Consider the following 16,123-nt stretch of genomic DNA (forward strand, 5'->3'; position numbering starts at 1 on the left):
TTCCCGGACAGCCTTTTTTTGTTTGGAGTGGTCGCATCGCCTGCATACAATTCTGTGAAGGTCGACCGGGAAGAACGATGACAGGGTACGTGTCGAGGGTCACGACTGTCACATGCTTTTTTCGTAGAGTGCTCTGCTGGTGTCCAACTTGTGACGCGACATCTGACTCAAATTTCTTGCACTAAAGTACGAACATGTCTTCCTAATATGGACTCTTCCACAGGATCAACTACAATATTCTATGTTACATAAAACATGGAAGGTTGTGAGGTTGTGCAGAAGATGGCAGCTAAGACGCTATTATTAGCGAGCACCTTGGTTATATCGCTGCAGGGGATTGCGGAAGCGTCGACACTGTCCCTCGGAGATAAGGGAGCAGAAGTAACTACATTACAAAAATCATTGAAGAATAAAGGATATTTTACATACAAAAATATTACGGGATATTATGGCAGCGTAACAAGAGATTCAGTACGGAAATTCCAACGGGCAGCTCATCTGCAGGCAGATGGCATTGCCGGTCCAAAAACGCAGGCAGCATTGTATGGTTCTGCATCAAGTAAAAGCAAAAGCATGGCTACACTGCGGTACGGAGCACGGGGTTCGGCCGTATCATCAGTTCAATCCCGCTTAAAACAGCTAGGCTATTATTCTGGAAATATTGATGGAATTTATAAGGGAGGCACGCAATCCGCGGTTAAGAAGTTCCAGCGAGCAGCCCGCTTATCCGCAGACGGAGTGGTAGGAGCGAAAACAAGAGCCGCCTTATTCAGTTCAAAGGCAGTCAAGGCGTCCCCAACAAAAGTGGGTACCATCCAATCTTCAACGAAACCAGTAAGCCGGGACGGACGCAGTATTGTTGATACAGCATATCGGTTTACCGGTGTTCCCTACAGATGGGGCGGGACGTCATCGTCAGGATTCGATTGCTCAGGCTATGTTCAATATGTTTATCGGGCGCATGGCATCACACTTCCCCGTACATCGAGTCAGATGTATAATCTAGGAACAAAAGTTTCATCTCCGCGTATAGGTGACCTTGTGTTCTTTACCACCTATGCACCGGGTCCTTCACATGTAGGAATCTATGTAGGGGGAAATAAGTTTATCAGCGCTACGACAAGCAGTGGTGTAGTTGTGGCTGATATGAACAATTCATATTGGGAAAATCGCTATTTAGGTACACGGCGTCTATAGAAAAAGGGGAAGCGTGCAGTATGGTGTATCGTCACTATGCTGCACGCTTTTTTTAGCGGAAGATCACAGCGAATGTCTCCACTTGATGCCTGGCCATTGAGTGTGAAGTCGGCATCTTCAGGAATGTCTAGAGCGGCCTCGCCTGAGCTGACGCTAATTGCGGCTGTTTCAGCTTTTACCTGTTCAACTTGTAAGTCTCCTGAAGAGCTATCATACTGTAGCGTTGCAAGCTGCAGATATATGCCAAAAAGTTTTTTCATCTTTTGTTCCTCTTTCATATAATCTGTTGGTTTTATCATAGTAAACGGCAGCCGTTTATAAAATGCACCTGCGAATGATTTTTGTCTACGACCTGAGGCGGATAAAAACGCTAACTAGGTATGTGAAAAAATTAAAAATTAAGATAATATAGAAAAAGAGGATGTAATGCTACATAAGGAGGAGACAGTGTGCGAGAAGTAGTCATCGTGGAAGCAGTACGTACACCTCTAGGAAGAAGAGAGTAAAGAGAGGAGACTGGACATGGCGACATTTGATGTGCTGCTTCAACACATAGAGCACCAACCTGAGAAAGCGGTTACGATCTATGAAGGAAAAGAAACGAGCTACCGACAGTTGGTAGAGAAAGCCCGGCGGTTAGGGAGTTATTTTCGCAGTAAAGGCTTGAAGCAGGGGGATGTTGTCGCTGTACTGTTGGGCAATTCCGACCTGTTTATTACGTGTTACTTTGCCTGCCAGGCAGCTGGCGTGAGCGTGCTGCCTATTAATACTCGGCTCGCGCCACGGGAAATCGAGTACATTCTCAACCATTCAGAGGCGAAGCTGCTTATATATGGTCAGGAGTTTAGTAGAACGATAGAAGAGATCGCACCTCTCACTCCCCTCATTAAACATTTTATCCATGTAGGGGGAGATGAGGCGCACCGTGGGATGAGCATACAGCAAGCGATTGCGGAGGCTAGTGAGATGTCGGATGAACCATGCCGCGGTGAAGATACGGCTGTCATTTTCTATACATCCGGTACGACAGGAAAGCCCAAAGGCGTACTGCTCTCTCATAATAATTGTGAAGCGATTGCGAAAATGTGGGCCAAAGCAATGGAATTAGAAAGTACGGAGCGGGTTCTTATCGTCGCACCACTGTTCCACTGCGCTGCCGCTCATGTATTCATGCTGCCGACGATACAGGCAGGGGGTACGCTCGTAATTGAGCATGGCTTTAGTCCACGGCAGACCATGGAAGCAATTGAGCGGTATGATATCACGATATTTTTTGGTGTACCGGCTATGTATACGCTGCTGCTTAATCAGCCTGATTTGCATACGCTGCAGGCGCCGCATCTTCGTATGCTCACTTACGGCGCAGCTCCAATGCCGTATGAATTGATTAAGAAGGTTAAGCAAATATTTCCGCAGGCCAAAGTCCAGAACCTATACGGACAGACGGAGAATGCACCAGGGGCTACCACGCTGAAGGATCCACATGCGCTTGATAAAGTCGGCTCTGTAGGCCAGCCGCTGCCGGGATGTGAGATATGTATTGTAGATGATGAAGGATTCGAGCTGCCTGTCGGAGAGGTGGGGGAAATTGCTGTCAAAGGCCCTCATGTTATGAAAGGATACTTGAGAAATCCGGAGGCGACTGCATTTGCAATGCGAAATGGATGGCTGATGAGCGGGGATCTAGGCCGTATTGATGAAGACGGGTTCTTATATATAGTGGATCGAAAAAAAGATATGATTATTCGCGGTGGTGAGAATATTTATCCAATCGAGGTCGAAGAGGTATTGTTTGAAATCCCGACCGTGTTGGAGGCTGCCGTCATCGGTATACCGCATGAAGTGTATGGAGAGGTGCCAAAAGCCTGCGTTGTTGTTAAAGAAGGGAATACAATAACAGAGGAGGAAGTTATTCACTTCTGCGAGAAGAGGCTGGCTAAATACAAAGTACCTGTGCAAGTTGAGTTCCTCAATGCACTGCCGCGCAACGCAAGCGGAAAAGTACTGAAAACGATACTTCGGGAAGAGCAGGGCAGATAGTATAAAGGAGGCGGCTCTGAAGAATAGAGCCGTCTCTTCTGCTGGTGAAGCCGAATTGATAAGGAGAGATTATAGAATGGAGAAGCCACTGTGCATTGGTATGATTGGACTTGATACCTCTCATTGTGAAGCGTTCACTTCGATTCTCAATGATCCCAGACACCCTTACCATGTTCCGGGTGGACGGATTACAGTAGGATTTCCTGGAGGTTCCCCGGATTTTGAGCTGAGCAGCTCTCGTATTGATTCCATTACGCATACGCTGCATCGAACATATGGAATCAGGATGGCTTCTTCCCTTGAATCTGTAGCTGAGCAATGTGATGCCATTCTTTTGACAAGCGTGGATGGAAGAGCGCATCTTGCACAATTCCAACGCATCGCCCCATACCAAAAACCGGTATTCATTGATAAGCCGTTGGCCGTTGACTTTGCATCAGCTCAACGGATTGCCGAGATTGCAGAAGAATACAACGTCCCGTTAATGAGCTGCTCTTCGCTGCGGTTCTCCTCAAGTCTAGAAATAATTCGTAAGAGAGAGACGAATGCGGACGTAACGGGTGCTTATTGTTTCGGACCGATGCCGCTTCAAGCGACACAGCCAGGATTGTTCTGGTACGGTATTCATTCGGTGGAGATGTTATTCACCGTTCTAGGACCAGAATGTTTATATGTAACAGCGGCTGCAACCGATGACAGTGAAGCTGTGATTGGCGTATGGAAGGATGGTCGTATCGGGACCATTCGTGGCTATCGGACGTGGAACAATGCGTTCGGCGCTGTAATCCATAAACAGGATGGAGCGGAGTTTGTGGATATCCAGGCGGATGCGAAGCCGTATTATGCAGGCCTACTAGAGCATGTCCTTCCATTTTTTAATACCGGTATTCCGGCTGTAGAAATCGAAGAGACACTCCAGATCGTCCGCTTTATCGAAGCCGCCAATAAAAGCAGAGCTACAGGCAGTAGGGTCTTTTTAGAGAAGTAAATAGAAAAAGCAGGAGTTAGAATTAAAGGAGAGAATATATATAATAAGCTAGCGAACGCTCAGTCAGTTTGAAAATGAAAACCGGGGGAGATCTTTTATGCAGAATCGATGGAAAATTCTAAGTTATCCAATGGCAAGCGAACAAAAGGTATTTGATCATGTAAGCCAACAATTGCGAGAGGCAGAACAGAATTCAATCGTTGTACTGCCCGAGTATGTAGCATATACAGAAGCAAATGCAGCCAAAGCATTGGAGATGCTGGTCGATGTATGTCAGACAAGGCAAATTAGCGTAATTACAACATTGAATCTTGTCCCGGTTGATTTGCCGCATGCAGCATCAGGAGTAAATTATAATACATTAACGGTTGTGACAAAAGAAGGGAAGGTGCATACACCGCAAGCAAAGATTACACCTCAATCATTTGAACGTGTACAGTACCAGCCTAATTTTCCGCAGATGAATGTGGGGGATTATGAATACTTAAATCGGGTTACCGTAGAAATTGACGGAGAGCAGTTCCACGTATTTTTTGTTATCTGCTCCGATGTATATTGTCTTATGGCTGGAGTTGAGAAGATAGAAGATATCAAAGCTGATTATTGCATTGTTCCGGGGAACTTCGGTAATGGAGCTGAACAGGCTGCAAGACGAACACTGCAGCGCTTTCGCGAAGCCGGTATATTTGGCACGACGATCTTCTCCAATCCATATCAGGTTGTAAAGGAGGGGCAAATCCCGCTTGTTAGGGAGGCGGTTGAGATGATGACAGCCGAAGCGGATTCACCTATCAACGAGCTTACAGATTGGGATCGAATCCAGCTTGTAAAGAACAATGTCGCCATTTATCCAGATGAGCAGGTGCCAAGCTTTGTTCATATGGCAAAGCTAACGCCGATGGATCAAGGAAGAATGACGATGGGGATGAGCCGTTTCTCTGTTACGGTGCAGATCGGCATCTACCCGGAGACAATTATACTATAATTTGTATTTCGCACTTGAATTCTATGCAGCAATCATGTATGATCAGTCTAACATTAAATGGAAGGGTGACCGGGGCGACGATGAACAACTAATCCTATCTCTAAGAAAACATATGTAAATGAAACAACATAATTTTCTGGAATAGGATTGGTCTACCCTTTTCATATACAAAAAGTTCGGTATCGTAGCAGCGCGAAGCTTCTGATGTCTTCGTTCTGTGTCTTTTTGTGACGAATTGACAGCCTCCTGTCCAGAAAAGTGGATCAGGAGGTTTTTTATGTCTAATTTATTTCGAAATCGATTTGTACAGATTATCTTGCTTTCCGGTTTGTTCTTGCAAGTGGGAATCTGGGTGCGCAATTTTGCAATTCTACTCTATGTTATGGAACGCACAGGAGGCGATCCTATCGCCATCTCTATGATTTCGGTAGCTGAGTTTGCGCCCATTTTTATTTTCTCCTTTATCGGCGGCACATTTGCTGATCGCTGGCGTCCGAAGCGTACGATGATCTGGTGTGATATTCTAAGCGCCGTGTCTGTATTTGTCGTGCTGCTAACGCTTGTATTCGGCACATGGAAAGCTGTGTTTTTTGCTACGCTGGTTTCAGCCATTCTCTCACAATTCTCACAACCGTCAGGGATGAAGCTCTTTAAAATGCATGTACCTGCCGAACAGATGCAGGCGGGGATGTCCATGTATCAGACAATGTTTACGATATTTATGATTCTCGGTCCTATGCTTGGAACGTTTGTGTTCCAAACATTCGGTATTAACATAGCAATCGCTATCATGGGTATCGCGTTCCTGCTTTCAGCCGGTGTGCTTCTATTCTTGCCTCCCGACCATCTGCCGGATACAGAGAAACCTAAGGACACGTTGCGTCAGGATATGGCAAGCGGCATTCGGTATGTGTTATCGAAAAAAGTACTGACGCTGCTTGGTTTATGCTTTATGGCAGCAGGTCTCGGTCTTGGTCTGATTCAGCCGCTCAGTATCTTTCTTGTGACCGAGCGGCTTGGCTTGGATAAAGAGTTTCTTCAGTGGCTGTTAACAATCAATGGGATTGGTATGTTTTTGAGCGGCGCACTTGTGATGATATTCGCTAAATCAGTGGCTCCGCAGAAGCTTTTGATGCTAGGGATGTTCATAGATGTCGTCGGCATTAGTTTATCTGGCTTCTCTACTCAGCTATGGCTTACGCTTGCCGCGCAGTTTATCTGTGGCATGGCTCTGCCGTGCATTCAGATTGGAATCAATACATTGATTCTGCAGCATACGGAAGGCGACTTTATCGGCAGGGTAAATGGCATTTTAAGCCCGCTGTTTGTCGGTTCCATGGTCGTCACGATGAGTATAGCCGGTATGTTGAAGGAGATGCTTTCACTTACGGTTTTGTTCCAGGTTGCAGCACTGCTGTTTGCCGTTGGTCTGCTCTTTATTCTACCGCTATCTCGTTCATATGCACAGAAAGAAGCGATAGAGCCGCTCACTGAAAAAGGAGCATAAGCGATTCTGATTGCCGTTTGTATCAGCATAAAATGTGTATCCTTTCTTTTTGATTCAGAAGAAATAGGGAAGGATAAGTATGTGCATTCAACAAGCGAGCAAAAGGAGCGAAGCAATGGCCTATCATACACCACAGAGAATTGCAGAAATTACGGTAGAAACTGGGATCAAAAAAGCGAACCTGCCTATAGGTCCTGTGCTGCTGCTGGGCTTTTTGGCAGGTGCGTTTATTGCATTTGGTTTTCTGCTCGATATTCGTGTTACCGCTGATTTGCCAAAAGAAGTTTGGGGTTCTTATTCCGCGTTTTTAGGAGGCGCAGTGTTCCCGGTGGGTCTAATTTTTGTCGTGATTGCCGGTGGAGAGCTGCTAACCGGCAATATGATGACGGTTGCGATGGCAAGATTCTCCGGGAAGATTAGAACCACACAGCTTGCCCGCAATTGGGCATTGATTACTGTCAGTAATTTTGTCGGCTCGATTTTTGTCGCCTATTTATTCGGACATGTAGTAGGGTTGACAGAAATAGGTCCTTATCTACATAAAACAGTAGCGATCGCATCGTCTAAGCTTGATGAAAGCTTTGTGCAGGCCTTCATCTCGGGGATCGGGGCAAATTGGTTGGTCTGTCTCGCAGTATGGCTGGCATATGCCGCAGAAGATGTCGTAAGTAAGATTGTTGCCATCTGGTTTCCGATTATGGCGTTTGTCGCCATCGGCTTTCAGCATAGCGTAGCCAATATGTTTGTGATTCCGGCTGCTATTTTTGCAGGTCACTTCAAATGGCTGGACTATATCGGAAACTTTATTCCGGTTTTTTTGGGAAATGCGGTCGGTGGTGCGCTATTCGTTGCAGGGATATATTACATGGCCTATCTACGGACTGCGACAGATTAATATTCGAGCTAAAAGACAAAGCCATTCCAATTAGCGGAATGGCTTTGTTTGCTTTATGGGTTCTAAATAAATTAATCGGTCTGTCCGTTCATCGCGGCCCAATCCGAATACAATCCGCTTCCGCTGCACCCGGGACAATCATAGAGGCTGACGTAGGCGAACTCATGGATGGGAAGTGGATGTAATCCGTTTCCGCGACAAGCGGGGCATTTACCTTGTGCCTTCATCTTTTCCATATTTTTTTCATATCGTGTAGCCCTCCACTCGGTTAGGGCATGAAGAAATCGCATGGAAGTCACCTCGGAGTCTGTTTCTCTTCAGTATGTGAAAAACAGAGAGTTTTCAATCCACCGTTGAAACTTTTCTGTAACGATATGTAACGAATCATTAACCACTTTTTAGAAAAACGACAGTATAGTGGAAATAAATTTGAAAGAAGAGAGGAATTCTTATGAAAAAACAAAACGCTATGCTCGCAGGAATGGTTGTGCTTCTATCGACAGTGACGGGTGCTGCACTTGCAGTCGAGCCTGCAAAGGCAGTCACCGCCATCCAGGGTTCTCAAGCTGCCCCAGTGTCATCCAAAGAAGTGTCCGCGCTTGAATTGCAGGTTTCTTTATTGGAAGCGGCGGTGCTTCCGCAAACGGCAAAAGAAGCGTCCGAGAAGTGGAGCAAAGCTCTCTCTATCCGGAACGGAGCGTTCCAATACGCGTTGTTTACCAAGGAATTAAAGGAAAAAGCAGCACCGTATTTTAAAGAAGAGAAGTGGGTCACAGGTGGTTCAAGCCCATGGATTGTAAGCTATCAGTTTACGAAGGAGCAGAAACTAAGGGACGACCTTTATGAATATACCATCACCTTTGACCTTGCGACATCCACGGGCCATTATGGTAAAGAAAGCGCAGTGATTATGGTGAAGCAAGTGGGAGAAAACTGGTATATTGATCATGTTATGATAGGAGCGGACGCGGTGATAAGTGCTCGCACACCTTATCCGTCCATTCCGCCAAAAATGGTAGACACATTTACATATCGTGCGGCCCCCTATGCATTTTCCCTCCCGAAATCTTGGGATCTGAAGTACCATGCTGTAGAAAAAGACGGGAAGCTGATCGTCAATTACAAGCCCAAAAATAATGCAGTAGCTGAGCGGTTCTTATTGAGTATTGAAAAGATTAAAACAGAAGCTTGGAAAAAAGGAGGGTATGAAGACAGTCTTTATAAGAAGGTTGGAGAAAAGGGAGGGTATGTATACGCCATGCTATGGGCCAGCGAAAACCAGTATGCCGACCGGCCCGATAGCGTGGAGTATAAAGAGTTTCACGAGATGTCCCGTTTAAGCAACGCGATTGCCGAAACATTTCAATTGATTCACTGAGTTAGATGGTCAGAGAAGAAGCGCTGGCGGCGGCTCGATAAGTACAGCGTGATCCCACCGCTGCTCAGCGTGCGGGATAGAGTGGATAACCTGGGTCAATCGGAACTTCGACAAGGATAAGACGTACATCCTGCATAGCGTCCGCTGCCACGACCACTTTCGTATTAGATTCGGCCTGCAGGACGGTAAAGTCTTTTTCTGTAAAAGCAGTGGGTGCAGCATTCTGTCCTTCTTCATACCAGATCCCAGATCCCTTGATTGTTAAGGCGGCCAAGGTATAGCCTGAAGAGAGAGGGGGACGATGCACCTGTCCTGCGGATATATGCACATCCCACATCTTTGCATCTGTCGTCAGTGACACGGGCGAACCTTGACCAATGACGGTTTTGGTGTGTACGCCATGCTCGGAATGCGCCGGAAAATCCTCGTGTTCCATTTGGTGATACGTAGGTGACTGTTTGAATGCTTCCTTTAGATGCGGCTCGAACCAGATCTGGAAGCCCTCTGCATCGGGGCCGATCATTCGTTCCTCGTGATATACACCAGAACCGGTCTGCATGACCTGGACTCCGCCTATACCTACTACGCTTTTGGTGCCGAGCGAATCACTATGCTCGGCTTTTCCGTGTACGACATAGGTAAGGATTTCAAACCCCTGATGGGGATGAGCCGGAATGAATCCTTCTTTCGGAGCGTGAAACCATGACCAGTAGAATAAGGGACCGACACGTTGTACGGCTGAACCTTCTCCAGGGAAGCCGATTGGTTTTTGCTCGGTTATTTTTCCGCCGTCAAATGCGCCGAACGCCTGCTGACTTGGTGGATATACATTGGTTTTCATATGTTCACCACATTTCATAAGGATATAATAAGGTAGATTCATTATAACATCCTTTTCTAACTTTAGTGAAGTAACTATAATTTATTTTGTTGTGTCTTCTTTTAGATTGAGGGGTCCTGCCTTGTGCAGTATTGCAGAGCTTTTTCCCAAGACATAGCGATTCGTGTGATGTCTTCCTCCGTCAGCTTTGTTCCGATCTGTACTTCAATACACTCAAGCGTTGTCAGGGCTTTGACGCCATGCTTAGCGCCACGGGGAATGCGAATGACATCACCTGTTTTCACAGCGAAGCATTGATCTTCTAAGATGAATTCACCAGAGCCGGAAGTAATTGTCCACACTTCGCTTCGTTTATGATGCAGTTGGTAGCTTATATTCTTACCGGGCAACAGTGTAATCTTCTTGGTCAATGTTTCAAGACCGGTATCTGTGACAGAGTAATCCAATACATGATAGCTCCCCCAGCGTTTTTCTTCATAGAGAGGGCGTGTTGGCACTCCAGGAATTAGCTGCTTGATGCGGCTGGCGTTTTTTTTGCTTGCTACAAGAATACCATCAAGGCTTGCTGCCACAATCACATTTGAGACATCGAGTACTGTAATCGGTTGTGACAGCTCATTTACGATATGGGTATGTACCGAGTCCTTTGTTATTTCGCCCGGCCCGATTACTGCTGTACCCAGATGGTTTGTGAAAGCTTCCCAACTTCCAAGATCCTGCCACATTCCAGTATAAGGAACGACTGCCGCACAGCGTGCTTTTTCTACGACCTCATAGTCAAATCCCTGCTCAGACAGATGTTCATAGAGCGGTAACCATTCTTCGTAATTCACGGGCAGTTCTTTATGCTGTAGATGTGCAAGCATGAAGGACTGTCGAAAAGCAAATACTCCGCAATTCCACAATGCCCCTTGTTTAATAAGGCGGCGAGCGTGTCGCGTGTTCGGCTTTTCGACAAAACGATGTACGGGCGCGTAAGCAGCCTCGCTGTGAGGTGTAGGCACAATATAGCCAAATTGGTTGGAAGCGGATGTAGGTGTGGTACCGAGCAGGACAAGGTCAGAGCCGGAAGCAGAGAGGATATCCGGCAGGGAAGCGATTGTTTTGAAGAATGTGCTATCCACAAGCAGATCGGCGGGAATTACACAAATGGTCTCGTCCGCCGGTATATGCATGACAGAATGAAAGTAAGCGGTGGCCAGTGCGACGGCAGCGTATGTTCCTTTCTTTAAGGGTTCGCTAATGATAGGGATGTTCTCTCCGACCTGATTTTTCATGATTTCTACCTGATTTTGGTGCGTTACAATAGAGGTGAACGGAAGAAGACCTGCCGCATCCAACTGTCTGCATATCCGCTCCATCATGGATTCCCTTGTGCCATTCTCATGCGGCAGTAATTTAAGAAAAATTTTTGAGCGAATGTCATTTGAAAGCGGCCATAGACGTTTTCCAGAGCCCCCGCACAATAATACAATTCTCAAGATGACTCCTCCTGAACGGATTAATTGAATAAGGACCATTTACGCCTTTCTTTTTCTGATATACCATTTGCGTGCATGCAGGGAGATGGAACGGTATGTGTGGGCCCATTTTTTGATATAAGGGTCAGACGGATTGGTACGATGACGCGGCAGGCTTTTGTTCAGCGCTCTTCGTATAAGCAGCTCACTTCGAAAACGAGCATAATGGAAATTTCCGTACGTTTCGAATTCGGAGAAAGTGATTTGCTTCGACTTATTAATATTTTTGATGATCGCGTTATACCAACTCATGTTATGCTTGGCTTCAATCTCTCGCTTTAGCGCAGCTACTTTCGTTTTTTCAAAGAGCATATAATGGGTGACAAAGGAGGTGGGACGTGCCGCTTTCTTTCCAAGCAGCTTTCTGTACGTGACAAAATATTCGGCACGGCTCCAGTTCCTACAATAAAATATCGTTCGATTGTTTAAGCGGAATGTATGTGGACGAATCAGCACCGTATCAGCGTCAATAACGAGATAGAAGCGCTGGGAGCATAGAGAATCCCCGCTAAGCTTGATGAGCTGCTGAAACAGCCAACCGGAACGATCCCATGAACTTGTGCGGTACACAATGTGCTTTTTGGTAATTGGAAGCACCGTATTCTCATCGACAAACCGACAGCCTTTACCTCTGCATAATGCTTTGATTCGTTCGCTGTTCGGAGAGACGATAATAATGCTGCCAATCGGATGCAGCACATACTTTCTAACGCTGTCAATAACATAGGGAAGTACCTTTATATCCTTTTCGATGGCAGGGATCAATACATCGATTTTGGTGCGGCTCATGACGGGTCGCTTCGCTTTAGATAACATGGTTTCACCTCCGTTCATGCGTATCTGTACCATACTATGTACAGGCAGTATAAGGTGCTTGTGCGTGAGCGGAGCGCCAAAAAAATGTATAAACTAATATGAGAATGATGGAAATTGAAAGGAATTTTATGAGAAGTGGAGAATATAACTGGTATGACCTGTTCTTTCTTCTCGCCGATCTGTCATATTAAGCTCACTTGCAATTTTGGAGCTTATTCTATTCTCAAGGAGGTTATACATGATGTTTAATTTAAAAGAAAAAGAGTATCTTTTGGTATTTACGGGACCGGATGGAGCAGGTCGTAAAACAATTGCGGAGATGATCTTCCGTAGTCTGCACATTCCTCATGTCATTTCGTATACGACTCGTCCGAAGAAGCCGATGGAAGTAGAGGGGCAGGACTATCACTTTGTTACGGAAGAACAGTTTCTTGAGGCGGAGAATGCAGGTGCTTTTTTAGAAAGTGTTGTGCAGGACGGTTATCATTATGGCATCAAAGAGACTGATTTTGCTGCGTTATTTGCAGAAAGCCAAGGTGTCATAATGGTGTTGAACGCAGAAGGAACGGAAAAAGTGAAGAAGTTATACGGAGATAAAGTGATTCGTTTCTTCATCTATGCCGATAGTGAGACAGTTGTCGAAAGACAAAAGCAGCGCGGAGATTCAGAGAAAGATATTGAGCGCCATCTTGCGCATTACGAAGAAGCGATGGGATATAAAGACGCTTGTGAACATATTTTTGAGAACTTTGATTCCTCCCATACAGCTTTCGAGATTACAAAGCTGCTGGAGAAGTATTTGAATGTGCAGTTCCTTGAAGAGTAATGAAGCTTTTATAATGAAGTGAAGCGGGGCGCATGGGGCCCCGCTTTTTGTATGAAAAAAAAGAGCGTGCGCTAGGAAAGGGGCAGCATAATTTCAACGGTTGTCCCTTTTTTCTCCCTGCTCATAATCCGTATAGTTCCTCGATGTGCCTGTACAATTTTATAACTAATCATCAGTCCCAGTCCTGTCCCCTTTTCCTTCGTTGTATAGAAAGGCTCTCCTAATTTTTGAATCCGGTCTTCGGAAATACCGCTGCCCTGATCTATAATACGAACGCGCTGCGCGTTGCGTTCCTGCGTGAGTTCAACAGTGATGACTCCTCCATGAGGCATGGCTTCAAGCGCGTTTTTCAACACATTAATAAACACCTGTTTTAATTGGTTATCTTCACATTTAATCATAGGCAGATCAGGAGCGAAATCTGTTAGGATCTGTACATTGTTCATAAGGGCCTGACTATTGAGTAGATCAATAACCTGCTGCAGCAAAAAGGAAAGCGACTGATATTTCACATTCATGACCTGAGGCTTGGCAAGCACCAGAAATTCATTGACGATCTGCTCAATTCTGTCCAATTCTGAGAGAATCATAGAGAAATACTCGTCCTTACTATGTCCTTCTCGTATAAATTGGATGAATCCCTTAATCGAGGTCAGGGGATTTCTTATTTCATGTGCAACACCGGCCGCCAGCTTGCCTACTATGGAGAGCTTTTCTGATTTCCTCAGCAGTTCTTCCGTTCGTTTTAGGTCGGTAATGTCACGCCCGATCGTAACGATGCCCTTGCGCTGCCCATCCGTATGAAAAAGAGGAACTTTGATAACGTCAAATACTTTGGGTTCCCCTATCCCTTGTGAAATGACTTCCTCTGAGCGCGTTTTGCTGCCGCCTTGCCATACCTGTTCATCGACCTCCGCACAGTGCAGAAACATCTCGCGATACTGATTGTGTAATACTGCTAATTCGTTGTCATGTTTTCCCTGATAGGAGAGAGTGTCCATCTGTAGTACGCGCAGGCAGAATTCGTTCGCTTCAATCCAGCGTCCTTCGGCATCCTTAAAACAAACGATATCAGGCATCGCATTGATTAAGGTACGTAGCTGTGTTTCTCTTTCTTTCAGTGCTTCTTCCATTCGTTTGCGTTCCGTGATATCACACAATGTGGCGACAAAGGCTACGATGTTTCCTTTTGTATCAGAAATGGGAGAAACAAAAACATTCACATCAATGAGCGTGCCATCCTTATTCTGGCGAACTGTCTCATACGATGTCATATGTCTTGTGGATATAATTTCTTGAAACAATGCAATAAACTCATTGTACAGTGAAGGAGGAATGGTAGGCAGCGGACCTCCAATAATATCCCGTTCATTCCAACCAAACTTTCTCTCAAAAGCCCGGTTTATTTTTACGACATTGAACTGAAGATCAAGCACGACGATGGAATCAACTGTATTACGCAGAAATAAGTCCAATTGTTCCTTCGTTGATTGTAAGTCCTCTTCAAGCTGCTTATGGCGGGTGATGTCTTTGAAAATGCCGTATGCTCCAACGATCCCATGATCTGTGCACATAGGAATGCTCTCCACGCTTACATGAATATCATGTCCTTGTCTATGGAGGATGAGAGTCTCGTACTCTTGAATTTTTCCGCCGGCTGCTTGCATGAAGTGCTGTTTATTTATCGTCTGCTCTTCCGGGATGGCGAGGGAATATGCTGATCGACCCTGAAGTTCTTCTGCGGCATAGCCGAATAGCTTCTCGGCAGCAGGATTTGCCTGCAGTATATTTCCTTCTGCATCAAGGCAGAGGATGCCGTGCGGGTTGTGTTTAAAGAGGGAACAATGCCATTCGCTTGACTCCATCTCTCTTTTTGAAGAAGCTTGTACGATAGAAGTTGTAGAGGCAGCAAGCTGAGATTTTTGCATCGTCTTAGCCGGGTGGTTTTTACATTTTTGCGAGAGAGCGTAAGGCTGTGGTGTTCCCCATACGACGGCTCCAATGGGGGCGCCGCCATACATATAGGGAGTAAGTTCAAAATGCCATGTGTGCAGGCTGCACTCCGCTTTCCATTGTCTACTCGTCAGAATAGGAAAAGAAAAAGTGGGAGCGCCGTGTAAAAAGCGATAAGGGGTAATCCAGCCTTGCTCATAAAGCACAGGGGAGGCTTTGACCACATTTCCACCGCGGTCCATCACCAGGACAGGTGAAGCGATACCTAAAGAAATGATATGGTTAAAGTGCTCCTCAAGTCTGAAACGTTCATATTCTAGCAGCGTATATAGGCTTTGTTCTACTGTATGTACCGCTCCCATAACGACAGATAACAACGAAGGATGCTGGGTTTTCCATAAGCCGGTCAGATTGATTACACCCATAATATCTCGCGTCGCCGGGTCTCGAATTGGTGCCGCAGAGCATGTCCATTTCTGGACCTCTTGACAGAAATGCTCTCCGGCAAAAACCTGAATCGGAACGCCGGTAACCAGGGAGGTGCCGATCGCGTTTGTTCCGGCATGATGTTCTGCCCAGGAAGAACCGATGACGAAGTTCATGTCCTCAGCTTTTACAAGCAGCGGGAGTGGGCCGTCTAAATATACGATATCACCAGAATCGTTAGTGATTGTGACCAATTGGTTTGCATCCGTTTTCGTATCTTTTATATGTGTAAGAATCGGTTTAAGGATAGGATGGAGGGACGTAGAGGTTAGGAACTCTTCCGTGCTTTTCTTAGAAAGGCGTACAGGTACTCTGTTATGGAGGGGGTTAATATTTTGTTCTAAACAGCGCCGCCATGAATCATGCATAAGGGGACGAACAGCTGGTTGAGTGCTGCTTCCGTAAACGAATTGTTCCCATTCTTGCTCGAGTTTCATTCTTTCTACTTTTGTATTCGTATAGGCATCAACAGCAATGAAGTGATTCATGATTGACTCCTCCAAATCAATATACTGATTTTTTATTATTTAATAATAATTCAGTCGATAATTCAATGCTTTACTGTCTCAAAAACTGCATTGCTATATGCGAAAAACATTTCTGCTCTTATAGACGTCTTTCTACGTAAGATAATGAGGAGGAGTGACATTAAGGAAACTACTCGTTCTTTTTCTATGTTGTCAACCTTCTT

Annotated in this window: 14 protein-coding genes; 8 read left to right on the forward strand and 6 right to left on the reverse strand. The window is 45.6% G+C overall.

What is annotated here, in order from left to right:
* The first annotated feature begins 282 nt into the window (after positions 1 to 282).
* Entirely contained in the window at positions 283 to 1,197 is a 915-nt protein-coding gene (locus tag AB3351_RS01395; protein WP_371145324.1) for a C40 family peptidase, read from the forward strand.
* Here AB3351_RS01395 and AB3351_RS01400 read toward each other — a convergent pair.
* The gene (locus AB3351_RS01400; protein WP_371145325.1) at positions 1,173 to 1,457 is read right to left on the reverse strand and encodes a DUF4097 family beta strand repeat-containing protein; all 285 of its coding nucleotides are present in this window, start codon (positions 1,455 to 1,457) and stop codon (positions 1,173 to 1,175) included. The genes AB3351_RS01395 and AB3351_RS01400 overlap by 25 nt on opposite strands.
* Before the next feature lie 262 nt (positions 1,458 to 1,719).
* Between AB3351_RS01400 and AB3351_RS01405 the strand changes: the two genes are divergently transcribed.
* The 5 genes from AB3351_RS01405 (at position 1,720) to AB3351_RS01425 (ending at position 7,612) form a co-directional block, all read left to right on the forward strand.
* A complete protein-coding gene (locus AB3351_RS01405) occupies positions 1,720 to 3,237 on the forward strand; it encodes a class I adenylate-forming enzyme family protein (RefSeq protein ID WP_371145326.1) in 1,518 nt (505 codons plus the stop codon).
* Between the two features lie 76 nt (positions 3,238 to 3,313).
* A complete protein-coding gene (locus AB3351_RS01410) occupies positions 3,314 to 4,225 on the forward strand; it encodes a Gfo/Idh/MocA family protein (protein WP_371145327.1) in 912 nt (303 codons plus the stop codon).
* A gap of 97 nt (positions 4,226 to 4,322) precedes the next feature.
* A complete protein-coding gene (locus AB3351_RS01415) occupies positions 4,323 to 5,210 on the forward strand; it encodes a hypothetical protein (RefSeq protein WP_371145328.1) in 888 nt (295 codons plus the stop codon).
* A 277-nt stretch (positions 5,211 to 5,487) separates the two neighbouring features.
* Positions 5,488 to 6,717, forward strand: a complete 1,230-nt coding sequence (locus tag AB3351_RS01420) for an MFS transporter (RefSeq protein ID WP_371145329.1) — start codon at positions 5,488 to 5,490, stop codon at positions 6,715 to 6,717.
* A 115-nt stretch (positions 6,718 to 6,832) separates the two neighbouring features.
* A complete protein-coding gene (locus AB3351_RS01425) occupies positions 6,833 to 7,612 on the forward strand; it encodes a formate/nitrite transporter family protein (RefSeq protein ID WP_371145330.1) in 780 nt (259 codons plus the stop codon).
* A 71-nt stretch (positions 7,613 to 7,683) separates the two neighbouring features.
* Here AB3351_RS01425 and AB3351_RS01430 read toward each other — a convergent pair whose 3' ends face one another.
* Complete coding sequence (locus tag AB3351_RS01430; protein ID WP_371145331.1) at positions 7,684 to 7,902, reverse strand: methionine aminopeptidase; 219 nt, start codon at positions 7,900 to 7,902, stop codon at positions 7,684 to 7,686.
* Between the two features lie 161 nt (positions 7,903 to 8,063).
* Between AB3351_RS01430 and AB3351_RS01435 the strand changes: the two genes are divergently transcribed.
* Positions 8,064 to 8,990: a hypothetical protein gene (locus tag AB3351_RS01435; protein ID WP_371145332.1), complete on the forward strand. Its 927-nt coding sequence runs from the start codon at positions 8,064 to 8,066 to the stop codon at positions 8,988 to 8,990.
* A gap of 64 nt (positions 8,991 to 9,054) precedes the next feature.
* On the opposite strand, the gene AB3351_RS01440 is transcribed toward AB3351_RS01435, so the two are convergent.
* The 3 genes from AB3351_RS01440 to AB3351_RS01450 all read right to left on the reverse strand — a co-directional run bounded on the left by AB3351_RS01440 (position 9,055) and on the right by AB3351_RS01450 (position 12,167).
* On the reverse strand, positions 9,055 to 9,831 hold the full coding sequence (locus AB3351_RS01440) for a pirin family protein (protein WP_371145333.1): 777 nt from the start codon (positions 9,829 to 9,831) through the stop codon (positions 9,055 to 9,057).
* Positions 9,832 to 9,932: 101 nt separating this feature from the next.
* Positions 9,933 to 11,312: a sugar phosphate nucleotidyltransferase gene (locus AB3351_RS01445; protein ID WP_371145334.1), complete on the reverse strand. Its 1,380-nt coding sequence runs from the start codon at positions 11,310 to 11,312 to the stop codon at positions 9,933 to 9,935.
* A gap of 39 nt (positions 11,313 to 11,351) precedes the next feature.
* Entirely contained in the window at positions 11,352 to 12,167 is an 816-nt protein-coding gene (locus AB3351_RS01450; protein ID WP_371145335.1) for a DUF6492 family protein, read from the reverse strand.
* A gap of 238 nt (positions 12,168 to 12,405) precedes the next feature.
* Here AB3351_RS01450 and AB3351_RS01455 point away from each other — a divergent pair, with 238 nt between their 5' ends.
* Entirely contained in the window at positions 12,406 to 12,993 is a 588-nt protein-coding gene (locus tag AB3351_RS01455) for a guanylate kinase (RefSeq protein WP_371145336.1), read from the forward strand.
* Positions 12,994 to 13,064: 71 nt separating this feature from the next.
* On the opposite strand, the gene AB3351_RS01460 is transcribed toward AB3351_RS01455, so the two are convergent.
* Positions 13,065 to 15,920, reverse strand: coding sequence for a PAS domain S-box protein (locus AB3351_RS01460; RefSeq protein WP_371145337.1), 2,856 nt, complete (start codon positions 15,918 to 15,920; stop codon positions 13,065 to 13,067).
* Positions 15,921 to 16,123 lie beyond the last annotated feature (203 nt).

The sequence above is a fragment of the Aneurinibacillus sp. REN35 genome, assembly GCF_041379945.2.
Lineage (GTDB): Bacteria > Bacillota > Bacilli > Aneurinibacillales > Aneurinibacillaceae > Aneurinibacillus.